Source organism: Tetzosporium hominis, assembly GCF_002265435.1.
Taxonomy (GTDB): domain Bacteria; phylum Bacillota; class Bacilli; order Bacillales_A; family Planococcaceae; genus Chryseomicrobium; species Chryseomicrobium hominis.
Genome location: NZ_NOKQ01000204.1, coordinates 24,233 through 47,567 on the forward strand (window position 1 = coordinate 24,233; position 23,335 = coordinate 47,567).

Consider the following 23,335-nt stretch of genomic DNA (forward strand, 5'->3'; position numbering starts at 1 on the left):
GAAGACGGAGGTATTGGGAGAAAGTTACAATAAAAGGAGGGTAAATTATGATTAAGCAGATTGAAAATCAGTTCAACTTGAACATATCGAAGCTAGAAGACGTTCCAGAGTCTTTCAGCTCGACAGTTTACAAGTCTACGTTAGAAGATGGTCGAGTCACCTATATTAAAATTCCATACAGTAAATTGAAGTTCACACGTGAACTAGCAGCGTATCAGCTGTTAGATGGGCAAGTGGCCATCCCGAAATTACTCGACGTGTGGGAAGGTGATGATGAGGTGCCAGGAGCATTTCTACTTTCAGCTTTGAAAGGCAGCCCTCTCAGCAGCTCAAACTCGACCCGACTGGCTTATAATGTAGGAATACACCATGCAGAGTTACATTCGATTCGCCCAAATGGAATACAAGGAATCGATAATGAATATCCGGACTGGCGTGCTTTTGTAGACCGCATGTTCTATAGTTTTGCGGAAGATACGAAAAATCAGATCAGTCAGCAGCAGCTCGAACAGTCCATCGAAACTTACGAGCGTATGAAACAAGAGTTGCCTAAAGCAGATGGACCTAGTTTTCTCCATATGGATTTTCGGCCCGCTAACATTATAGTCGACGGCGATAGCGTATCAGGAAGTATCGATTTTGAAAGTGTCCGCTTCGGCGCTACAGAAATGGATTTCACAAAACTCTACCGAGACTATTTGCAGCAAGATCCTGCGCTCTTTGCAGCCTATCAAGATGGGTACCGTAGCGTGCGTCCGTTAATCGAACTGGATGCCGTTTTGCCGTTTTACAGATTTACAGATGCATTTAATAGTATCGGATGGTGCGAGCGACGAGGAATTGAAAAGAATAGAGCATTTCTAAATCAGAACCTTCAATTATTGCAGGATTTTTTACAATCAGAGGAGAGATGAACATGACTCGCCGAACAAACGATTTATTTGAATTGATTCATACAGCAGAAGCCGTTACCAATGAAGCTATCTTGCGCTGGAATAAAGAATTCCCTCATCCATTAGGCATTTCGCCCATTCTTGTGCTAAGTGAGCTTGAAAAAAAGGGGCCGCAAAACTCTATGAAACTTGCACAAACGCTCAATTTTACAGGTGGGGCCATGACCAATATCGGCAACAAGTTGGTCAAATTGGATCTAGCTGTGCGCCAGGCAGTAGAAGGAGATCGACGCCAAACACTGCTTGCAATTACTGAGAAAGGAAAGACAGTTTTGCGGGAAGCAAAAGAGTTAGGTCGCAAGCAACATATCGAGTTGTTTAGCTCACTGACAGATGAGGAAGTTGCGCAGTACTTGGCTATCAACGAAAAACTGCTTGGGGTACTTCGGAACTCTTGAATCTTTTCACCCACCTCATCCGTAAAAAGTAGTAGCAAAATAATCGGGAGGGGTAAAACATGAGACAACTCTATATGAAACAAAAGGTGTTCAGTTTAAACGGACAATTTACAGTAAAAGACGAGCAGCAACAAGATGCCTATTATGTAGAAGGTAGCTTTATGAAAATTCCTAAGACATTCAGCATCTACGACACACGTCGTAATGAGGTCGCATTGATCACAAAGAAGACCTTTAGTTTCTTGCCGCAATTTTTCGTTGATGTTAACGGGAAACAAGTGCTTACTATTAAAAAAGAGTTTTCATTCTTTAAAGCGAAGTACACTATCGATGCAGCGGGAATTGAAGTGCAGGGGAACTGGTGGGATATGGACTTCGACGTGCTCCAGCATGGGGAAGTGATTGGAAGTGTATCGAAGGAATGGTTCACATGGGGAGATAGCTACCAAATCACAGTCTATCAAGAAAATTTGGAAGAAATCATGATCGGACTTGTCGTCGCCATTGACTGTGTCAAAGCGGATGAGGCAGCCTCATCATCTGCAATCAATGCGAGTATTTAATAAAGAGGCAGCTGGCCATGTGGTCAGCTGCTTTTCACGTCTTGTCGGATTTCATGTAGCACTCGTTTCAGAGAAGTGCCTTCTAAATAGAGCGGATGCCAGTCACCAAGAGCCGCTTCCGCCGCATAATTTGAAGTTAAAGCTTGATTCCTATTGCCCTCAATTATGGCCACATACATATCTCGCATATGACGAGTAACCGTTTCTTGAGTCCCGATCTGATGAAGTTTCTCTTTCATCGTGGGCTCAGTCATCAATCGGTCGGCGTAGTAATAGCCGGTAGCGACCGAGATATCCGTAATATCTTGAAGGATGCCAGCTTGTTTGTTTCGCGGAAGAAAGGCTCGTCCTTCTGCAAGTTCAAGATACGCCTGCGGGTTTGAGTGATAATAGTATGGACCGACTGTTGAAAGCAGAGTAGCTGCTAAAGCCCATCCTGGGTACCGTTCAATCACGGTCTTTGCTTTCTCCGCTGTCTCTTTGGACCAGTTACCCTCGCCTTGCGGATCTTCCTGTAGAATCTGATAGCTGATAAGAATCAAATCGTCTCCAGGGAGCTTTCCTTTCAACATGGCGATGACGCGCCCATCTGATTGCACTCCTGCACCTTCAATGTTAGCGAGATTCGTCAGTCCAAAAAAGATGTTGATGAGAGCAAATACAAACCAACCACTCCATCCGTAATAGAAACTTGCGATTAATAAAGGCACGCCGATTATCAGATTGCTGAGGGGACCTCCGTAAAAGAGTCGAATCATGCCCTTTCGCATCTGGCCTTCGGGAATTGGTTGTTCAAAGCGAAGCATAGCACGTCCGACATACCCCATTGCAGGAAGTTTGAAGAAAAAGCGAGACTGGTTATGGGTCTTTGCGTAAATGAAAGGTCCAAAGGACAAGTTCATAATCTTCATGCCACTTAGTTTGCCGGCAATGGCGTGACCTAATTCATGGATGATGACACCTATAATAAAGCTGATGATGGCGATGACACTAATCAGTAAAGCGCCGCTTGCTGAAAACATAATGTCATGGCGAAAGTAATAACTGACTAAAAGAAAGCCAAACAGTCCACCGATGATCAATTGACCTGCTTGGCTCTTCCAATTCGTCTTATTCTTTTGTTTCGATGTATCTGAGAATTCCAACTTAGAGGTCTCCTTCACGATTTAGTAGCGGATTGATAGCGGAACATTTTATAAAAAAAATAGACAACAGGAGCGAATATCCCTATTAAAAAGAGTGGCATGAACCAACCGTTTAACAAGGCACTCCTACCAGTCGCAATCTGGACGACATCCCAGCTGATCCATGCGAAGCCGGCAATAATGACGAAACTGATCCAAACAAGTAGATTTCGAGAAAGTCGGTAATAAAAAGGGGCATTCTCTTCCGTGATATTAACAGGGTAGTTGTGCCATTCAGGTTTATTTCGAAGCCACAACATTACGGCCCCTAAAACGCCCGAGATGCCGGGCAGCATCAAGAGTTCCCATTTTGAGCCCCAGCGGTTCACTTCGCCTTCTATACCGAAATGAGCAGGCAGTTCGGCAGGGAGCGTCGGCCACGTCCAAACGAGCCAGCAAATCCAAACAACGTAAATGCTGATAGTAAGCGTTATCAAGAGACGCTCGACGGGCGTACTTTTCAGTTCGAGGTGAGGTCGATTTTGTTTCCACATAAAAATCACTCCTTTCATTTGTATACGAAAGAAGTGACCAATTGTTTCATTTAATTGACTCCGAAGTAGTGAAGTAGTAGAACCAGAACGAGAATGTGGAAGATTTGGTCGGTCATGATGAACAACCAGTTCTGTGTGGTGTTGCCCATAATGACTCGGTTCCACCAGACGACGAACGTCCGTCTATCCAAGGCGACATGGCTTAAAAACAAAAGACCAAAGCTCCAAAGTGGTAGCGTTACGCCTCCCCAGAGAGCAGCTGCAGCAACTGCCACCGTATACAGCGTGCAATGGAGGAGCAAAGCTCCCCAATGGCGAGCTTTGTTTTCTACCATCCAACTCGTTTGAATCAAGTAATCGCCGACCAGATGGCCGACTAAAAGATACACAAAGGGTGTCACGCGACCATCCTCCTTATTTCGCTTTATTATGTATCTAAATGTAGCACACACATGTTAAAATAGCAGTACTAATTTCGTGGTACGAAAGGAAGCCGCCTGTGGATAAGCTCACAAAAATCTTTAAGTCGATGGCCCTAATTTCAGGAGAAGTGGAGCTTGAAGCGGTACTAGTGGAGCTCGCACAGCTTGGGAAAGATCTCGTTTCTGCCGACCGTTGTACGGTATGGCTGCATGACGAAGAAGCGGCTGAGAACTGGACGCTCGTTGCACAAGGAGTAGAGCCGCTCCGTATGCCAGCATCAAGTGGTTTTGTAGGAACCTCGATCAAAACAGGGCAAGTGTTGGTTATTGAAGATGCGTATCAGGACCCTCGCTTTAATAGGCTGATTGACCAGGAAACAGGATACCGGACTTATTCAATCCTAACCGTTCCATTTCAAAATGCAGAAGGAACCTATTTTGGTGCGTTCCAAGCCATTAACAAACGTCCGATTGGTTCTACATTTTCTGAAGAAGACGTCCAGCTTATCCAATTAGCGGCCACCTATGCAGGAAAAGCGATTGAAAACAATCTATTACATACCGAACTGATCAAGACGCAGCAAGAAATGATTGAAGTGATGGGACAAATAGGAGAGAGCCGTTCCAAAGAGACGAGCAACCACGTAAAGCGAGTTGCGCTTTATTCCTATGAACTCGCTAAACTTGTTGGGCTTCCCAAGAAGGACCGCGATCTTCTCCGAATGGCGTCACCGATGCACGATATCGGAAAAGTGGCAGTTCCAGATGCTGTACTGTTAAAGCCAGGAAGGTTAACTGATGAAGAATTTCAGACAATGAAAGAGCATGCAGCTATTGGCTACGAAGTGTTTCGACATTCTAAACGTGAACTCTTGCAGGCTGCAGCCACGATTGCACATCAGCACCACGAGCGCTGGGACGGGAAAGGGTATCCAGAACGAATTAAAGGAGAAGACATTCACATCTTCGGTCGTATCACAGCCATCGCCGATGTATTTGACGCTTTAGGAAGTTCTCGGGTCTATAAGGCAGCGTGGAAAGATGAAGAGATTATCGCCTATTTCCAGCAACAGGCCGGGTTTCAATTTGATCCGCATCTCACAGAGTTGTTTCTGATGCACTTCGCTAGGTTTACAGCTATACGAGAAGCATATACCGACTTGTAGGAGGAACCATATGGGAACAATCGTCTATGAAGAACAGCAAGTAATTGACCTGCCTCTAGAAGTGGCTTGGGAAATGGCTACAGATACCAATCACTTCAATCATTATGCCAAGCTTTTTCATGTCCAGTTTTCACCTTTACATATCGATCAGGGGGATGTCATTCGTGAGGCAAAGGCGAATGTCTTCGGAATCATTCCTACAAAGTGGCGGGAGTATACGTTTTCCTGGGTGCGGAATGAGTGGTTTGAAATTGAACGAATCTATTTAAAGAGCCCGATGAAGCGAGCGCTCTGGAAGATTTCATTAGAGCCAGTAAATGAAAAACAGACCAGAATGCGAGTCGATGGGGATTTCACATATGCCAATCTTCTTGGAAAAGTGGCTCTTGAACGAGTCGTCATCCCTCAGTTACGAGGTATTTTCAGATATGCAGAGGAATTTGCACATGCCTATCACAACAAGAGCATCCGTCCTCAAGCAAAACAACGCGTCACTGTGCAGCAGAACGTCTTAGATCGCCGAGCGAAGGCGTTGCATCAGCTCTATCCGTATCCAGAACAAGTGGAAGCCCTCCTGGATGCTCTTCAGAATGCAAATGACGAAGATGTCACGGGGATGCAGCCCTACCGGTGGGCGCGGCAGCATGGAATGGAGCGTCTCGAGGCGCTCGAACTATTTTTACTTGCAACGAAAGCGGGGCTTCTTCAGCAGCGCTGGAGTATGTTGTGCCCCAACTGCCGAGTTCCAAAACAGCAAAGTGTTTCCCTTCGAGATATTCAAGACACCGTCCATTGTGACTTATGTGGAATCGATTATACGATGGATTTTGACCGCTCCATTGAAATGCAATTTGATGTGGATCCTGCCATTCGAACATCCTCCGGATTGCTGTACTGTGTAAATGGCCCAATGAATTCAACTCACATTTTAGGACAGTTTCGGATACCTGCTAACTCAACGGTGAATCTTCATTTGCCTAACTGGGAGAACGGGCATCGCTACCGGATTTTGCAGTGGAACCATGTGGTCCAAGTAGATGGTTCCGGAGAGGCGCGACAAGCTTTAGAATACACGCCACAAGGGTTCAGTTCTACACACATACAACCGGCGCAGCAACTTTCCATAACCAATCAATGTGATCACGAGATTATCTTCATGGTGGAAGAGCTCGAGTGGAATGCCGACGCTTTGACGGCACGCGAATTGACCAGTCTGCAGCTGTTCCGAGATTTGTTTGCGACTGAGGTGTTGTCCCCAGATCAAGAAATCCAAGTGGGGCAGTTAACGGTGTTATTTACGGATCTTAAAGAGTCGACGGCTATGTATGAGCGGATTGGCGATGCACTTGCGTATGCCGATGTCCGACAACACTTTGACTATTTGAAACACCAGATCCGTAAGCACAACGGAACGATTGTTAAGACGATTGGTGACGCTGTGATGGCTGTGTTTACAGATGAACAAAACGCTTTTGACGCGGCCATCGCCATCCAACAGGATGTTGGATCACTGACGAGGTCAGAAGGCCAGCAGTTTACCATCAAGATGGGTATGCATCAAGGGACTGTGATTGCCGTGAATGCCAATGACCTGTTAGATTATTTTGGCCGCACGGTGAATCTAGCAGCTCGTGTCCAACAATTAAGTTTAGGGCAGGACCTTGTAATGACAGCAGCGACTTTCCAGCAACTTCGTGAAAGACAAGAGCTCGCTGTTCAGACCTTCCGTGCACCACTTAAGGGAATAGGAGAGGACATCGAGTTGGTGCGGATCACTGTCCCCACTATTTCCCGGGAAATACTGACACCATCCGACATTGCGTAATCAGGAAGTGAGAAAATCTCTCGCTTCCTTTTCAATTTGTTCGGAAATAAGGTATATTTGGAACACAACGGAATGAGTTTGAAAGGGGCGTGTTGAATTGGAGAGAATGGATGCGACAGATAAAAAGATACTGGAACTGTTAACAGCCAATGGCCGGATGTCTTATGTAGATATCGGTAAAGAATTGGGGCTGTCTCGAGTAGCAGTCAGAGAGCGTGTACACGATCTGCAACAGCGTGGAATTATTGAACGATTTACCGTAGTGGTGAATTCGGAGAAGGTCGGCAAGAGTGTCTCCGCTTTCTTTGAAGTGGATTGCGAGCCCAAGTCTTTGGTAGAGGTAGCCGAGAAGCTTGCCGAGAATGCGAATGTAGCGAGCTGTTACCAGATGACAGGACCGTCTACACTCCATATGCACGTCCTCGTAGACGATTTCCAAAGCTTAGAGAAGTTTATCAACGAAGAGTTGTATGCGTTTGAGGGGATCACGCGTGTTGAGAGTCATATCTTACTTCGCCGTTTTAAGAGTCGAAGTGGACTAAAATTATAAACAGTTCTAGCGAGCCGCAGACCACTATTGGTTTGTGGCTTTTTTAAGTGGCATTTGAACGGAATTTTCTGTATACTGCTACTAAGAAATACATTTGTTAATCAAAAATATAAATATAATTAACAAATGAAATCGAATGGAGGAATAAAAGAATATGGATCATTTATTTCACCCTTTCGCAGGGAAACGCAACACCGTGTTTGCAAAAAACGGAATGGTTGCTACATCACAACCACTAGCTGCTCAAGCAGGATTAGACATTTTAAAACAAGGCGGGAATGCAATTGATGCGGCTATCGCTACGGCAGCAGCATTAACAGTTGTGGAACCGACATCAAATGGAATCGGAGGCGACGCCTTCGCTTTAGTGTGGGTAAAAGACAAGTTACATGGTCTTAATGCATCAGGTCCAGCTCCTAAGTCTATTTCAGCTGACAAGCTAAAAGAAGCGGGACACAAGCAAGTGCCGGCATTTGGTGTATTGCCTGTAACTGTTCCAGGTGTTCCAGCAGGCTGGGTGGCACTCTCTCGTAAGTTCGGGAAGTTGCCATTAAAAGATGTGCTGGCACCTGCCATTCGCTATGCAGAAGAAGGGTACCCGGTCTCTCCAATCCTCGGGAAGTTCTGGGGGATGGCTCATAAGAAATTCAAAGAGACCTATACATCAGAAGAGTTCGCAGGCTGGTTTGAAACATTCGCTCCAGGTGGCGAAGCACCTAAAATTGGGGAGATGTGGTCATCTCCAGGTCATGCATCCACTTTACGAGCGATTGCAGACACAGAAGCAGACTCGTTCTATAAAGGCGAACTTGCAGATAAAATGGACGCGTTCATGAAACAGCACGGCGGCTATTTATCAAAAGAAGATTTAGAATGCTATGAAGTGGAATGGGTAGAGCCTTTAGGTGCGCATTACAAAGATTACGACGTCTGGGAGATCCCACCGAACGGACAAGGTATGATTGCTCAGATGGCGCTTAAGATCTTTGAACAAACGGGAGATGCGAAGTGGCAAGATGCGGATACACTGCATCGTCAGATTGAAGCGATGAAGCTCGCGTTTACGGACGGGAAAGCCTTCATCACAGAACAAGGTGAGATGCCGGTAGACCCAGAACACTTATTGTCAGATGACTATGCGAAAGCACGCGCTGAAAAAATTACAGACGAAGCAATGCTTCCGGAACCGTATGAATTGCCACGCGGAGGAACAGTCTATCTCGCAGCTGCGGACGGAGAAGGCAACATGATTTCCTACATTCAAAGTAATTATATGGGATTTGGTTCAGGAATCGTCATCCCAGGGACAGGGATTGCGCTACAGAACCGCGGGCATGACTTCTCCTTAGATGAAACCCACCCGAACTATTTGAAACCTGGAAAGCGCACATATCATACAATCATTCCGGGCTTCTTGACTAAAGACGGAAAAGCGGTTGGGCCTTTTGGTGTTATGGGTGGCTATATGCAACCACAAGGGCACTTCCAGGTCGTTTCAAGCACTGTAGATCATCTTCTTAATCCGCAAGCGACGCTTGATATGCCGAGATGGCAATGGATTGAAGGTAAAACAGTTCATGTGGAACCAGAGTTTCCGAACTATTTGGTGCAAGCTCTGATTCGCAAAGGTCACACGATTCAAATATTACCGGATGGAGGCAGTTTTGGACGCGGCCAGATCATTTGGCGAGACCCTGAGACTGGTGTGCTTCAAGGTGGAACAGAATCTCGTACGGATGGCGCTGTTGCGGCGTGGTAACTCCCCAGAAAGAAGTGCCTCTTGAGCGTCCGAAGGGGCAGCTATACCGTGAATTGGCTAATGGCTTTTTTCGAGTAGGAATCTTCGGATTTGGAGGAGGCCCTTCTTCGATTCCTTTGGTCCATACAGAAGCTGTTAAAAAGTACGAGTGGATGACTGATGATGAGTTTGGGGACGTTTTGGCTCTTGCGAACACGATGCCGGGTCCTATTGCAACGAAAATGGCAGGGTACATCGGCTACCGTGTGGCGGGGTGGATAGGTATGCTGATTGCCCTCGCAGTCAATGTAATTCCTACTGTAATTGGAGTGATTGTCCTACTGAAAGTGCTAGAAGCTTATAAAGAGTTACCGGTTGTTCAGAATATGGCGCATGCCGTGATTCCTGTAGTGACCGTCATGCTTGGAGTTCTAGCATGGGACTTCGTTAAGAAATCGGGTGAAACGATTGGTTGGATGAAAGCAACTGGTACGTTAGCAGTGGCTTTTATCGCCATGTATATACTTAACATTCACCCTGCTTTTGTGATTTTAGCAGTCTTTGCGCTGATCTTTTCGCCACTTCTGATGAAGAGGAGGAACCGGACATGATCTATTGGGAACTGTTTATTGCGTTTCTGATACCTGGTATTTTAGGATACGGAGGAGGTCCGGCAGCGATTCCACTTGTTCAAGTAGAAGTGGTGGAGCGCTACGGCTGGATGACCAACGCTGAGTTTTCAGAGATGGTAGCAGCAGCCAATGCACTTCCTGGGCCAGTTGCCACTAAAATGGCTGGCTTTGTAGGGTATGATCAAGCAGGGGTTTTGGGTGCATTAGTTGCTCTGTTCGCAGCGGTTGGCCCATCACTGCTCATGATGATCTTGTTACTGAATTTGATTTGGAAGCATAAAGAGTCCGTATATGTGAAGAGTTTGACGCGCTGGATTCGTCCTATCATTGCCGTCCTATTAGTGGTGATGACGTATGATTTCTTAGGCGACTCTTTCGACATGAATGGCATCTGGATTACTTTAATCCTTCTTGTCGGTTCGTACTTGTTATTGGAACGTGTGAAACTGCATCCAGCGCTTGTGATTTTGCTCGCTCTCGGATTCGGCGCGGTCACCACTTACATTTAGTGGTATACTGAAGTTCACTAAACCACGTCTCGGAATCCCTATGGAAAGTTGGAACTAGAATGAAATCAAGTGTTCAGCAGCTTGTCGATGCACAACGAAATGCTCATATATTATACAATTCAGACGCCTTCCTCGCGAAGGTGTTTTTTCTTGAAAGGCTCTATACGAGACTTCAAGCAGCCTTTATAATTGGAAGAAAATGAATGCGAGGAAGAAAATGGGTAACGAACAAACAACTGAGAAATCACCATCTCCTTGGAAATCAAGAATCAAAGCAACAGGTCTTGTCATCATCGGTACACTACTTGGATTAAATTTAGGTGGCATTTACTTAAATGATCAGGACGGGGAAACGGAAGCTCTGCCAGTCGTGGCCCAAGGGCAAATGGTCGGATTGCCGGACTACTCCAGCAACTTCAAAGAATTGAATCCTTTGGCGGTAGTTGTTGAAACAGAAACAAGCTATGGCTCTGGCTTCTTGTATCAAGATGGTGGCTATGTGATTACCAGTGCTCATGTAGTAACCGATGGTCTGGATGTAACGGTATGGAATTCCTTCTTCCACCCATCTGAAGGAACCGTCATCGGCATTTCTGAATTTATGGATATCGCCTTAATTCATGTTCCCGACTATGAGGGGCAAGAAGGTGTAGAAGTAAACTTGGAAGCGTCGATTCAAGCAGGAAAGCCAATTCTGGCAGTGAGCTCGCCATATGATACAACGAATACGGGGGCAGTCGGATACATAACCGGACCAAAGCGACATTTAGAAATGGAAGATAGTTCTGCCTACAACCAGTTCATCCAGTTTGATGCACAAACCGCTTCCGGAAGTAGTGGGGGTCCATTTTTTGATGCAGCGACAAACGAAGTCATCGGAGTGATAACACAGGGTAGTGGGTACTATGAAGAAATCAAGTATGCCCTTCCTATTGAAGACGTTCTTGTCTATATTGATCGTTGGATTAAGAAACCCTTACCTGAAATTGCTATACTAGACATACAACAAACGTTACGTGAACTTTACGAGTGGGAAGAAGATACTGAAGAATAACCTTAAAAATTCGTCTACTCTAGGCGAATTTTTTTATATCTAATTGAAACTATTTCCAGTTTTATCCGTTACTATGAATAGAAGAAAGTTTAGATTCCATTTTAAAGAAAGGATGATTGGATGAAAACACTGCTACGTATTGTTCTAGTTCTTGTGATTAGTGCAGGGTATTTACTCGCAAGTGGATGGCTCATCTTTCAACAAGATGCAGTGACCGGCATGCTGTGGGGAATCGGCCTGTGGATAGTGCCTTTCGCTTTGTTGGTACTCTCTATTGTAGCTTTTATAAATCGAGGGTTGCCCAAACTTAGAATTAGGTCTCGAGCATCTGCAGCAGGATTCTTCATTTTATCCTTTTTAGTGGGAGCTAGTCTTGTAGGAATTGCTTTCGCCAATGCGTTTGCTATAGAAGTCGGTGCTCCTGAACAAGACGCACTTGCCAAGATAGGTTGGTATGGGAAGTGGACAGGGCACACGGCACTTCAAGAGAACTTGGAGAAAATAGAGGGGACTTACGCCACTTATTATGTGACGCCTGAAAACCGAGCCAAGGTTGCTGAGATGGAACGACTTCTGCCAATGATTGAAAATCGAGTCGATCGGTACTTACCGGAACTGCCTGAAGCGGAGAAGCCAGAAATTGAACTTCACCGGGATGCTTCAACACTACAACTCCTGGGAGCCGATACCTCACTTGGCGGTTTCTATACTACGATTACCGAGCGTATTCATGTGCATGATAATCAGACTTATTGGGAAGAGGTACTCATTCACGAATACACCCATTACCGAGTCCATCAGTTTCAGAAACAGCAGACGGGAAAAGGTCTAACACTGCCACTTTGGCTTGAAGAGGGGTTTGCAGAGATGATGACGGGAACGTTACCATTAGGTCCTTTTGATGCTTACCGTGATCTCCCTCTAGAAGAAGTCCATCGAAGCAGCAACCGACTGACGACAGAAGTGGACGGAGTCAATATCTATACATATGGGCAACTTCTTGTGACAGAATTGACTCGCAAAGCAGGAGTTGATCAACTTCAAGACTGGCTCCTTGAAGAAGACCCGGAAGTTTTAGAAGCAGATTTTCGCAAACTCTATGGTCTATCTGAAAATGATTCTATTCAGACAGTAATTATTGAAGAATACCAGAAACAAATTGCTATTAGTGCAGAGCATCGTCTAGAAGCAACCAGTCACCATTTTTCGGGTTGGGATGAATCCATAGAACTTTTAGAGGAGACGCTCTACTTACCTATGTATATCCAAGCATTGGATCATTTTTATCAGCATTCAAAAGAAGAGTTGGCTTTTGATGATGCTGCGCTCTTATTAGCTGAAGTCGAGTCGTTGGATATTACACGACCCGCAAGCTACTTTATCAAAGAGCGAGCACTACTAGAGGCCGGTAAAGGAAGTTTAGAGACCGCTATTACTATGTTAGAAGCGCTGGATAGCTCTAACGCAGATGCCATCCATGCACTAATCGCACAAGAAGAACTTCGTATTTTGAAACGTTTAAATGAAAATCCTTATGATCAAGAAGCAAAAGCGTATTTAGAACAGCACCCCTTATTTGGAGAAGGTACTGCGGACTGGTTAAAACATTTGCAAAAGAGTAACTAAACTTCATTTTTCCAATCTAAACCTGACATAAATGTAGAAGATTTATCATATATGTGATACTAATTGTCACAAAGTGCTCAATATTGCACGATAAAATTCGATGTTTTGAGGGTAAATAGTATATAATCAAACCAATTAGTGTTTTTTGGGAGAAGGGGAAAGGTTATGCAAACATTCTTCGATTCGTATCTGTCTGAAGGGTTAAAAATGATACGCTTATTTGATTATGTCGATGACTTGGTATTTTTAATGAAAGTGGAAAAAAAGGGGCTTTCATATCATTATATTAATCAAGCCGTAAAAGAAGTGTTGCAGTTTGATGAATCTGTTATGAACAGAACCCTTCACGAGGTCATTTCAAACGAGGAGGAAGCAGACCTGTTATCTTCCCAATACCTTCAAGTAGTCACTTCAAAAGAACCCGTAAAGTTTATACATGAACTTGCAAATCCGACGCTTAAGTTTATTGGAGATACGACCCTATATCCAGTTTCGAACGAAGAAGGAGACTGTGCCTATATTTTAGCCATCGTTAAAGATATTACCGAGAACTATCAACTAGAGCAGAAGCTAAGAGAAAACGAAGAGCGGTACCGCTTGATTGCAGAAAACTCATTGGATGTTATCAAGCTGATCAACACAGATGGCATTATTGAATATGTATCGCCTTCAAGTGAAGTGATTGTTGGCTTTACGCCTTCCTCATATTTAGGAAAAAACTTTAGCGAGTTTCTTTGTGAAGAAGATCGGGCTACTGTTGTTTCAAAGTTTGCAGAGATTCTGCAGACCGGGAAACCTCTTACTGTAGAAACAAAACATCTACATGCAGACGGTCATTTTATTTGGATGGAAATCATTGCAACCCCTGTGATAAAGGATGGTCAAGTCGTTCAAGTAGTCACTTCAGCACGTGATATTTCTGAACGGATCGAATACCGTGAAAAATTGGCTAAAATGGCATTCCACGATTACTTGTCTGGACTGCCAAATCGTCGGTTGTTTGAAGACCGGTTAGATATGGCCCTGAAACATGCCTCTCGTCATAATGAACGCGTAGGCCTTATCCTCATTGATGGCCGAAACTTTAAGGCGATCAATGATACGTATGGGCATGAAGTGGGTGATGAAGTCATCGTTCGTCTAGCACGGCGACTTGAGCAATCGGTGCGTTCTGTAGATACAGTGGCTCGACTTGGTGGAGACGAATTTGCTATTGTGCTCCCTGAACTGGAAGACGAGCGAGACGCTATTCGTGTGGCGGACCGTATTGTACAAATTTTTGAACAGCCATGCTTCATCGGTGCTCATGAAATTGCATTCAAAGTGGACATTGGAATTTCGGTATATCCGGATCATACTTTAGACCAAAAGGAATTGATTCGATTTGCTGATGAGGCGATGTATTCGACGAAAGCAGATGACAAGTCGAGTTTCTGTGTCTATCAGGCACCCGTTGTGCTATAACCCTGTAAAAGAGGACTGAAAAGAACGGTCCTTTTTTTCTATTCAAGCAACGTACACTAGTATAGAATGAAGAAAATGGAGTACTTGGAATACTGGTAGGATGAAGGGAGGGTACAAAGTGAACTCATCACATTCTCAAAAACTAGATCAGGCTTCGTGGCTGTTAGAAGATTACCAACAGCTTTTGAATCAGTTGCCCGAACCGCTTTGCTTATTATCAAGCACAGCTACTGGACTTCCAGATCAATTTTTGTTTGCAAATAGCAAAGCACAAGAGTTGTTGGGGCTGTCAGATTCGGAATTGCATAACTGCACATGGGAAGAGACTTTTCAAAGTCAGTTGTCTGGCAGAGCGCTTCGTATATGCTTACAGGACTTTCAAACAAAGGATGGAAAGAGCTGTTTCATAGTAACGTTAACAGATGCGACAGATTATATAGAGACCAAAGAGAAACTGCGAATCACCTCTTCAGAATTTGAATCACTTTTCAAGTACAATCCGAATATCGTTTATACCATTAATCAACAAGGGATGTTTACGAATTTTAATGATGCAGGGCTTGCACGCCTTGGGTATGAACGGGATGAGATTATCAAAGTGGATTACCAAGAAGTACTGACCCTTGAAGATGTAGAGAAAGCGCATCAACATTTTAAAGAAGTTCTAAAGGGAAGTGTGCAAAGCTTTCAAATTCGCATCAAAGACAAATCAGGTACTCCTTTCCCCGTAGAAGTTACAGCAGTACCCATCATTTATAATGGCGAAGTAACAGGCGTGATTGGTACAGCTCAAGATGTATCCGAGCGAATTGAAATGGAAGAAAAACTTAAAGATAGCGAAGAGAGTTATCGAGCTCTATTTGAGTACAATGCAGACCCTGTCATTACGTATGATTTAGAAGGTAGATTTTTGGCATTTAATAAGGCAACGGAGGAAATTCTAGGTGTCAATCAAGAAGAATTAATTGGTGAGCCATTTCTTCCTTATATTGAAGAAGATTTACAGGAACTCACATGGTATCACTTCCAATAAGTCTTAAAAGGTCAACCTTACCAATACGAGACAAGAGTGGTAAATGCTCAAGGAGAAACTATTGCACTACATATCACTCTGATTCCAGCGTTCGTTAAAGGTGAATTGACATCTATTCACTGCATCGGGAAAGATATTACCATTCGAAAGAATCATGACGAGATGATGCATTATATGGCCTATCATGATAATTTGACGGGTCTTGGAAATCAGCGTCTCTTCAATGAAGAATTAAAGAAATGGTTGAAAGAAGAGAATGAAAAAGAACTCAGTCTTTGGATAGTAGATTTAGACCGATTCAAGTTTATTAACTACAACCTAGGTCATGAAGCAGGAGATCGATTGATAACTTCATTCGCTGAGCGTCTTCAAAGCGCGGTGGGTACAAAAGGAACTGTGTATCGATATGGTGGGGATGAGTTTGCGGTATTAACACCGGGTTTATCGGAGTTGGCGACTAAGCTATTGGCAGTCGAGGTCACGTCTGCCCTTAGTAAACCCTATGATATAGACGGCTTCAGTACAATCTTAACGGCAAGTGTCGGGATCAGCCTGTATCCACGGCATGGGCGTGATGAGAAAACCCTCATCCGAGCAGCAGATTATGCGATGTACCATGCTAAAAAGCATGGAAGAAATACGTTTCAACTTTACACAACCAATATCGAAGGTCTTGCCAAAACGGATTTGCGGATGGAGACTTTACTTCATAAGGCTCTTGAAAACAAAGAATTCGTTTTGCATTACCAGCCACAATATCATGCTGAATACGGAAAAATCCACGGAATAGAAGCTTTGATTCGCTGGAATAGTCCAGAACTCGGTATGGTGCCACCTGCAGCGTTTATACCATTGGCCGAAGAGACGGGCCTCATAGTTCCAATCGGAGAATGGGTCATCGAAGAGGCTTGTCGGCAAAATAAGGCCTGGCAAGATCAAGGATTCCCGGCTACCCCTATGGCAGTCAATATGTCTCTTAGACAGTTTTATCAGGTGGACCTATTGGGGACAATTAAAGAGATATTAAAGAAAACAGGACTTGGCCCTCGTTGCTTAATGCTTGAGATTACAGAGACAATAGCTATGCAAGAAGATATTGCTGCTGATATCTTGCAGCAAATTAAGGAACTAGGTGTTCGAATCGCAATGGACGACTTTGGTACAGGCTACAGTTCCCTTAAATATTTGCAGACGTTCTCCATTGATCATATTAAAATCGATAAAGCATTTACAGATAAACTGCATACTAAAGAAGGGCGTGCCATTATCGCTACGATTATTTCACTGGGGCATCACTTAGATATGACTGTTATTGCTGAAGGGGTTGAGACACCTAAGCAAGTTCACGAACTAAGAGAGCTTGGCTGTGATGTATTCCAAGGCTATTATTTCAGTCGCCCATTAGCACCTGCTGATCTTGTAGACCAATTATTTGGATGAAGAAAGCTGCTCCTCAAAATGAGGGGCAGCTTGTTGTCATTCTATGAGAGATTTTTCGATTTGATACATCTCGTAAAAAGCAGCTCTATTTTCTATAAGTTGAGTGAATGAACCGAATTCGACTAGTTTTCCGTGGTCCATTACAACAATGCCATCCATGTTCTCTAGCCCACTCAGTTTATGACTGACTAAAACTACTGTGCCGTCTTTTATGTGTTGTTGTAAGGCATATAGTAGCCGCTGTTCGATTGCGTAATCTAGGCTCGTGAACGGTTCGTCGAGTAACCATACAGGAACATCAAGTAAAAACAAACGAGCTAAAGCAAGTCGTTGTTTTTCTCCACCCGATAAATTATCGCCTCTTTCATAGACGATTGCATCCAGTTCACTAGTGAATTGCGCTTGTTCTAACGCGTGTAGTAATTCTTTGTCAGAAGCATTCGGCTTCGCAATCACTAGGTTGTCTCGAATCGTTCCATAGAAGAAATGGCTGCCTTGAAGTTGCACACCTAGTTGTTTCCATACGGTCTCTGGAATCAACTGCTTCGTTGTTTGAGTATTATAGAGCACCTCTCCAGATGACGGATACGCCATAGCAGCAAGCAACTGCAGAAGCGTTGATTTTCCTGAACCGCTTGCACCGACAATGGCCCACTTCTCTCCAGCAGGAATACGGAGTTTGATTGAATCAAGAGTAGGGCGGATGGTATCAGGGTACTGGTAGGATACATCAGAAAGTTCTATAGCGTACTGAGCGGCAGGAATCAGTTCCTGATCCAAGACCGGGAGCGGCTGCTCCATTTGAGTCGTTAAACGATCCAGTGCTTGGCGGCTTTCATGCAGATGACCTGGTAGCCCAGCTAAAGGCACTGCGGTTTCAAAGGATGTTAGCGCCACGAGAGTCAGCATAGCAAGAAATAGACCATCCAACTGACCTGCAGACACCATATACGCTCCAATCCCCAACATGACCAAGGCCGTGAAGGAAGCAACCGTTGCATTTAAAGTTTGGCTCCAAAGCTGGGTCTTACCAACGGCTACTTGCTCATTAATATAAGAATGCTGAGCTTCCTCCAGCCGATTTTGTTGTTCTTCTAATTGATTGTGTAGCAGCAAGTCTCGGTAGCCATTCAAGTATTCAACGGATTCTGTGGCTAGGTGAGCCCGTTTTGATAGCACATTGTGCTTTTGTAGACTTCGAGCAGATGCTGCCGGCACCACTACAGCGACGAGTATAAATCCGATGACTAGCGCTAGAGAGAGCCAAACAGAAAAGAATACCGTAAAGAATACTGTGGCTAGAAAAACCAGAGCTGTAACAAGCGGTGGGTAGAGCACTCGCAGGAAGAAGTTTTGCAACACTTCAACGTCACCCACAAACCGGGTTAATAAGTCACCGCTACGATACTTGGTGAAGACTTGTGGTACCAAAGGATCGAGTCGCTCGAAAAAATACTGTCGGATTCGACTTAGAGCAGAAAACGTTACACGGTGAGAAATTAACCGTTCAAAATATTTACTGGACGATTTTACCGCTCCAAACAATTTTAAAAAAGCAGTCAAAATTAAAATTGTATAGAACGGTGGGGCAAGGGCTGCTTTTGAAATCATATACCCACTTTGTGCAAACAGCGCAACGGCCGTCAATCCACTTACGGCTCCTAGTCCTACAGCTAGCAGCGCTTCTTTTCGTTCTTCAAGTATCAAATTAACGAGTAGTCTCATTTCCGGCACCTCCTTGCATGAGTCCGGCGTAGTACGAGCTAGTTTCTAAAACGGTCGACGGTGTCCCAAAGGCTGTGACACGACCTCGTTCCAACACGACCAGTCGATTGGCTTTTTTAATGGTCGGTAAGCGGTGAGCGATTGTGACTACAGTCGCTTCTTTAGCTAACCGGTCAATCGACTCAGACAAAATACGTTCGGTCTTTACATCTAAACCTACTGTTGGTTCATCAAAGAAGACGAGTGTAGGTTGTTTAACGAAACAACGTGCTAACGCAATACGCTGTTTTTCTCCTCCAGACAATCCCCGTCCACCTTCTCCAATAGAAGTTTCAAGTCCATTAGGTAAAGAAGAGACTAGTTGGTCGAGTCCGGCATCTTTAAGTGCTTGATGCAGCGCTTCGTCTGAGGCATGGAAGCCCATTTGAATATTCTCGCGTATGGTTCCTGCAAACAGATAAGGGTGTTGCGAAATATAAGAGGTTTGAGACCACCAGCTCGTTGCATCGATTTGGTCTCTAGAAAGACCATTGATCTGAATTATTCCGTCATCCTTTTCGAATGCACCAGCTAACAGGTTAAGCAAAGTCGTCTTTCCTTGTCCTGAAGGACCAATAATGACCAAGTGCTCCTTAGCGTGTACGGTCAAAGAATCGACAGACAGTAGGAATCGATCATCATAAGAAAATTGTAGATTGTTTATATCTAGACGAATTGGCCCTGTGATAGGGGTTGTTCCCCAACGGACCGGTTTTTCTGACTTTGTAAATTCGCGTTCGAGTTGCTCGGCTGCAGCCAGACTCCCTCGTCCTGTATGGAATGCTGCTCCTAGTTCTTTTAAGGAATTGTAATACTCCGGCGCCATAGCAAGTACGAAAAATGCAGGTGCAAACGTTAGCGTCTCAAACACCAGCATCTTAAATCCGATTTCAAGAGCAAGCAATCCAATTCCTAATGTGATGATTAGTTCAATAAAGAAAGAAGAAGCAAATGCGATCTTTAAGATAGAGAGTGTCGTCTTTTGAAAGCCATCATTGCTCTCTTTTAAAACGGCACTCTGTTCTTTACCTCTTCCAAACAGCTTTAGTGTTTGAAGCCCTTGTAAGATGTCTAAGAATTTACCAGAAAACAAGGACAGTTCGGCCAATTGGCGTTCTGATTTTTGCTGCGTCTTCACGCCGACTAAAATATAGGATAGTGGAATGAAAGGTGCTGTAATCAGCATGATCCACCCACTGGCTGGATTTACAATGAATACCGCAATCAGGATGGTAAAAGGAACGAGTATTGTCTTAATAACTTGAGGGACATATTCGCGAAAATACGGATCGACTTGGTCTACCCAATCAATCAAAGTGGTAATGCGTTCTCCGGTTTGCTGACTACCTGTTTGTTCAATAGGTTGCTTACTCCATTTCTCGAGAAGCTGTGTGCGCATCGATTGACGGACGCGCTTAGACAACCGGAGACCCACACGTGCGTTGCTGTAGTTCATAAGTGAACGAACTATTAAAAACCCTGCAAGCAGAGCTAAGTAGGGAACTACGGTATTAAAAGACTCCTGTTGAATGAAGACTCCGTCCACCGTCTGGACTATAGCGTAGCTTTGCCCGATCATCGCAAAAGCTAAAATTAGGTTGATGGAAAAAAGAAAAATTAGGGTCGTTCGATATTGTAAGGCCCACGCCTGTAGCGTTTTCATTGGCTTCACCTCTTGCCTTTATTATACGGGTTTTGAAGAGGACTATCGCATGAGAGGTCTTCGATTTGGAAAGGGATATGAGCGATTTGTGACAGCTTTAACTAAAGAAAACTTCATGACGCATACGTGTCATGAAGTCTTTAGATCAGGCATCTTTTGTAAGGTTTACAGCTGTACCATTTGTATAGCCACCTTGATCTTCCTTTTTACGGCGCCGCACCATCTCCAACTCTTCATAGGTCATGTTGTGGGCAGGAAGGAGTGCATGTACTACTTCAATTAAATCAACAAGTTCCTCTACTGCTTCACGGTCTGATGCAGCGGTAGAATAGTTCTTTGCACCTTGAACAAGCTGTTGTTGAAGAGCTTCGCGGTAAGCACGGCCTTTCACTTGATTAGTGGTGGACGCTGCTGCTAACTCCTTAGAGCGGTCACGTAATAGTTTAAATGTTGGGACCATGAAATTCACTCCTCTATAGATATACACATCTTTACCCAAATGGCACGGAATTTAGACGTTCTTTCCAGAACGTGTTACAGTAAGGAAGACAAATCTAGGAAAAGCAGGTACACATATGATTGAAATTAAATGGTCTCCTCTCGGAGAGGGAGAATTCAATAGAGGCGTTTTTGCCAAAGAAGCAATCAAAAAAGGCACTTTGCTACACCAAGCACCCGTGCTAGCCTATCCAAATGAAGAGCATCAGTACATTGAGAAGACACATCTTGCAGATTATGCTTTTGAATACGGGATTGGCCGTTCTGCCATCTTGCTAGGGTACGGAATGCTATTCAACCATTCGTATACACCAAATGCCACATATGAAATCAATTTTGATAACCAGACGTTTGATTTCTTTGCGTATACAGATATTGCAGCTGGCGAGGAAATCCTCATTAACTACAACGGCGATGTCGAAGATCAAGAGGAACTTTGGTTCAATAAAGAAGAATAACTATTGAAGGGACTGCTTGATTTTCAAGCAGTCCTTTTTATGAGTAGTAGTAGATTTTTTGAGTTTTGAATTGCATAGGTTGACTTTTCGTTGCATACACAATAGTATACCCTTATGGGTATATTTACTGTAGAAAGAAGGTAGTAAGATGAGCTTTGATTTCATCGTTGTCATCTTTTTAATAGGCTTTGTAGGATCGTTTATTTCAGGAATGGTAGGTATTGGCGGCTCGATTATCAAGTATCCGATGTTCCTCTATATTCCACCAATGCTTGGCTATATGGCATTTTCTGCTCACGAAGTATCGGGAATCAGTGCGATTCAAGTATTCTTTGCAACTATCGCAGGAGTGTGGGCATACCGGAAGAGCGGTTATTTGAATAAAACATTGATTACCTATATGGGTGGAGCTATTTTAATCGGTAGCTTTATCGGGGGTTACGGATCCACCTTAATCTCAGAGAGTGCGATTAATATCGTTTATGCGGTCTTGGCGACTCTAGCCATCATCATGATGTTTTTACCGAAAAAGAATCTAGATGATCGGCCAATTGAAGAAGTGGTCTTCAATAAATGGCTAGCTGCTGGCCTTGCATTTGTTGTAGGTATTGCAGCAGGTATTGTAGGCGCAGCAGGAGCGTTCATCCTTGTTCCTATCATGCTCGTTGTACTTAAAATTCCGACTCGAATGACTATTGCTACATCGTTAGCGATTACATTCATTTCTTCAATCGGATCGACGATCGGTAAGATTGCTACGGATCAGATACTGTATGGTCCGGCTGCGGTCATGATCGTAGCAAGTATTTTAGCTGCGCCACTTGGAGCAAAAGTGGGTCAGAAAATGAATACGAAGTACCTACAGTGGATCTTAGCTGGATTGATTTTAGCAACAGCTATCAAAATCTGGTTGGATATTCTGTGACAATGCGCTATTCTTTTCCTAAGTGGAAAAGAGTAGCGTTTTTTATTTTGGAAAGGAGAGGAACAGAATGACAGCAACCAAGTCCCCTTTTGTGATGGGGTGTATGCGAATTAATGAACTTTCCGACAAAGCAGTAGCAGAATGGATAGACCAGGCACTATCACTCGGAATTCATGCGTTTGACCACGCCGATATTTATGCAAAGGGCGAATGTGAATCCCAATTTGGTCGAGTGTTAGCTGAAACACCATCTTTACGCGAGCAAGTAGTCCTTCAAACTAAAGCTTCCATTCGTAGTGGATTCTATGATAGCTCAAAAGAGCATCTTCTAAAATCCGTTGACGAAAGCTTGCGCCGTCTCCAGACCGACTATGTGGATGTTTTTATGCTACACAGACCGGACGCTTTGATGGAAGTAGAAGAAGTGGCAGAAGTGTTTGATCACCTAGCGGGTTCCGGAAAAGTAAAAGCTTTTGGTGTCAGCAACTTTAATCGTTATCAACTCGAGTGGTTACAAGAAGCCGTACATCAGCCAATCATCTTAAATCAGCTTCAGTTCAGTCCAGCCCATGCTTCTTTATTGTCTACTGGAATCCAAGCAAACACAGAGTTTACTGGCTCTATCGACCGAGATGGGGGCGTACTGACCTACTGTCAACGGCATGACATTAGGGTTCAAGCGTGGTCCCCATTCCAATTTGGTTTTTTCGAAGGAGTCTATTTGGATCACCCACGGTATCCTGAATTGAATACCGTATTACAACAGTTAGCCGATCATTACGGCGTGACTAAAGCAGCTATTGTAGCTGCTTGGATTTTGCGTCATCCCTCGAAAATGGAAGTTGTAGTGGGCTCCACAAAGTCGCAACGAGTAGCGGACATTGCAGCAGGAGCTGACATCACCCTCTCCCGCAAAGATTGGTATGCCATCTATCAAGCAGCAGGCAATCGCCTTCCATAAAAATAGCGTTCCTCC

General features: G+C 44.1%; 23 protein-coding genes. 17 read left to right on the forward strand and 6 right to left on the reverse strand.

From position 1 onward, the window contains the following. The first annotated feature begins 47 nt into the window (after positions 1-47). The 3 genes from CF394_RS07625 to CF394_RS07635 are packed head-to-tail and all read left to right on the forward strand — an operon-like array spanning position 48 to position 1,914. Positions 48-914: an aminoglycoside phosphotransferase family protein gene (locus CF394_RS07625; RefSeq protein ID WP_094942725.1), complete on the forward strand. Its 867-nt coding sequence runs from the start codon at positions 48-50 to the stop codon at positions 912-914. 2 nt (positions 915-916) lie between these two features. Beyond that, positions 917-1,351: a MarR family winged helix-turn-helix transcriptional regulator gene (locus CF394_RS07630; protein ID WP_094942726.1), complete on the forward strand. Its 435-nt coding sequence runs from the start codon at positions 917-919 to the stop codon at positions 1,349-1,351. Between the two features lie 59 nt (positions 1,352-1,410). Next, a complete protein-coding gene (locus tag CF394_RS07635) occupies positions 1,411-1,914 on the forward strand; it encodes an LURP-one-related/scramblase family protein (protein WP_094942728.1) in 504 nt (167 codons plus the stop codon). A 23-nt stretch (positions 1,915-1,937) separates the two neighbouring features. Here CF394_RS07635 and CF394_RS07640 read toward each other — a convergent pair whose 3' ends face one another. Genes CF394_RS07640 through CF394_RS07650 form a run of 3 tightly spaced genes read right to left on the reverse strand, consistent with a single transcriptional unit; the run spans position 1,938 to position 3,993 of the window. Beyond that, positions 1,938-3,059: a M50 family metallopeptidase gene (locus CF394_RS07640; protein ID WP_094942729.1), complete on the reverse strand. Its 1,122-nt coding sequence runs from the start codon at positions 3,057-3,059 to the stop codon at positions 1,938-1,940. 14 nt (positions 3,060-3,073) lie between these two features. Continuing rightward, positions 3,074-3,592: a DUF1648 domain-containing protein gene (locus tag CF394_RS07645; RefSeq protein WP_165767500.1), complete on the reverse strand. Its 519-nt coding sequence runs from the start codon at positions 3,590-3,592 to the stop codon at positions 3,074-3,076. A gap of 50 nt (positions 3,593-3,642) precedes the next feature. Beyond that, positions 3,643-3,993 (reverse strand): DUF3307 domain-containing protein, encoded by a 351-nt coding sequence (locus CF394_RS07650; protein ID WP_094942732.1) that lies wholly within the window; start codon positions 3,991-3,993, stop codon positions 3,643-3,645. 98 nt (positions 3,994-4,091) lie between these two features. Between CF394_RS07650 and CF394_RS07655 the strand changes: the two genes are divergently transcribed. From CF394_RS07655 to CF394_RS07705, 11 genes are all read left to right on the forward strand, one after another. Then, positions 4,092-5,180: an HD domain-containing phosphohydrolase gene (locus CF394_RS07655; protein WP_243370737.1), complete on the forward strand. Its 1,089-nt coding sequence runs from the start codon at positions 4,092-4,094 to the stop codon at positions 5,178-5,180. A 10-nt stretch (positions 5,181-5,190) separates the two neighbouring features. Further along, positions 5,191-7,005 carry an adenylate/guanylate cyclase domain-containing protein gene (locus CF394_RS07660; RefSeq protein WP_094942734.1) on the forward strand — a complete coding sequence of 605 codons (1,815 nt, stop codon included), beginning with the start codon at positions 5,191-5,193 and terminating at the stop codon, positions 7,003-7,005. A 106-nt stretch (positions 7,006-7,111) separates the two neighbouring features. Further along, positions 7,112-7,555: an Lrp/AsnC family transcriptional regulator gene (locus tag CF394_RS07665; RefSeq protein WP_094942735.1), complete on the forward strand. Its 444-nt coding sequence runs from the start codon at positions 7,112-7,114 to the stop codon at positions 7,553-7,555. Positions 7,556-7,709: 154 nt separating this feature from the next. Further along, positions 7,710-9,314: a gamma-glutamyltransferase family protein gene (locus tag CF394_RS07670; RefSeq protein ID WP_094942737.1), complete on the forward strand. Its 1,605-nt coding sequence runs from the start codon at positions 7,710-7,712 to the stop codon at positions 9,312-9,314. Next, entirely contained in the window at positions 9,308-9,904 is a 597-nt protein-coding gene (locus CF394_RS07675) for a chromate transporter (RefSeq protein WP_243370740.1), read from the forward strand. The genes CF394_RS07670 and CF394_RS07675 overlap by 7 nt, the downstream gene beginning before the upstream one ends. Further along, the gene (locus CF394_RS07680) at positions 9,901-10,434 is read left to right on the forward strand and encodes a chromate transporter (RefSeq protein WP_094942738.1); all 534 of its coding nucleotides are present in this window, start codon (positions 9,901-9,903) and stop codon (positions 10,432-10,434) included. The genes CF394_RS07675 and CF394_RS07680 overlap by 4 nt, the downstream gene beginning before the upstream one ends. 217 nt (positions 10,435-10,651) lie before the next feature. Then, positions 10,652-11,488 carry a S1C family serine protease gene (locus tag CF394_RS07685; protein WP_165767501.1) on the forward strand — a complete coding sequence of 279 codons (837 nt, stop codon included), beginning with the start codon at positions 10,652-10,654 and terminating at the stop codon, positions 11,486-11,488. Between the two features lie 120 nt (positions 11,489-11,608). Next, positions 11,609-13,114: a hypothetical protein gene (locus tag CF394_RS07690; RefSeq protein ID WP_094942741.1), complete on the forward strand. Its 1,506-nt coding sequence runs from the start codon at positions 11,609-11,611 to the stop codon at positions 13,112-13,114. Between the two features lie 165 nt (positions 13,115-13,279). Then, on the forward strand, positions 13,280-14,578 hold the full coding sequence (locus CF394_RS07695) for a sensor domain-containing diguanylate cyclase (protein ID WP_094942743.1): 1,299 nt from the start codon (positions 13,280-13,282) through the stop codon (positions 14,576-14,578). Between the two features lie 118 nt (positions 14,579-14,696). Then, positions 14,697-15,611, forward strand: coding sequence for a PAS domain-containing protein (locus CF394_RS07700; RefSeq protein WP_165767502.1), 915 nt, complete (start codon positions 14,697-14,699; stop codon positions 15,609-15,611). A gap of 36 nt (positions 15,612-15,647) precedes the next feature. Further along, complete coding sequence (locus CF394_RS07705; RefSeq protein ID WP_094942746.1) at positions 15,648-17,051, forward strand: putative bifunctional diguanylate cyclase/phosphodiesterase; 1,404 nt, start codon at positions 15,648-15,650, stop codon at positions 17,049-17,051. A gap of 36 nt (positions 17,052-17,087) precedes the next feature. On the opposite strand, the gene cydC is transcribed toward CF394_RS07705, so the two are convergent. The 3 genes from cydC to CF394_RS07720 form a co-directional block, all read right to left on the reverse strand. Beyond that, positions 17,088-18,776, reverse strand: coding sequence for a thiol reductant ABC exporter subunit CydC (gene cydC, locus CF394_RS07710; protein ID WP_094942748.1), 1,689 nt, complete (start codon positions 18,774-18,776; stop codon positions 17,088-17,090). Beyond that, positions 18,760-20,478, reverse strand: coding sequence for a thiol reductant ABC exporter subunit CydD (gene cydD, locus CF394_RS07715; protein ID WP_094942749.1), 1,719 nt, complete (start codon positions 20,476-20,478; stop codon positions 18,760-18,762). The genes cydC and cydD overlap by 17 nt, the downstream gene beginning before the upstream one ends. Before the next feature lie 145 nt (positions 20,479-20,623). Beyond that, on the reverse strand, positions 20,624-20,938 hold the full coding sequence (locus CF394_RS07720) for a nucleoside triphosphate pyrophosphohydrolase (RefSeq protein WP_094942751.1): 315 nt from the start codon (positions 20,936-20,938) through the stop codon (positions 20,624-20,626). Positions 20,939-21,053: 115 nt separating this feature from the next. Here CF394_RS07720 and CF394_RS07725 point away from each other — a divergent pair, with 115 nt between their 5' ends. From CF394_RS07725 to CF394_RS07735, 3 genes are all read left to right on the forward strand, one after another. Continuing rightward, positions 21,054-21,434 (forward strand): SET domain-containing protein, encoded by a 381-nt coding sequence (locus CF394_RS07725; protein WP_094942752.1) that lies wholly within the window; start codon positions 21,054-21,056, stop codon positions 21,432-21,434. 148 nt (positions 21,435-21,582) lie between these two features. Next, on the forward strand, positions 21,583-22,359 hold the full coding sequence (locus CF394_RS07730; protein ID WP_094942754.1) for a sulfite exporter TauE/SafE family protein: 777 nt from the start codon (positions 21,583-21,585) through the stop codon (positions 22,357-22,359). Positions 22,360-22,426: 67 nt separating this feature from the next. After that, positions 22,427-23,320: an aldo/keto reductase gene (locus tag CF394_RS07735; protein ID WP_094942756.1), complete on the forward strand. Its 894-nt coding sequence runs from the start codon at positions 22,427-22,429 to the stop codon at positions 23,318-23,320. The last annotated feature ends 15 nt before the right edge of the window (positions 23,321-23,335 follow it).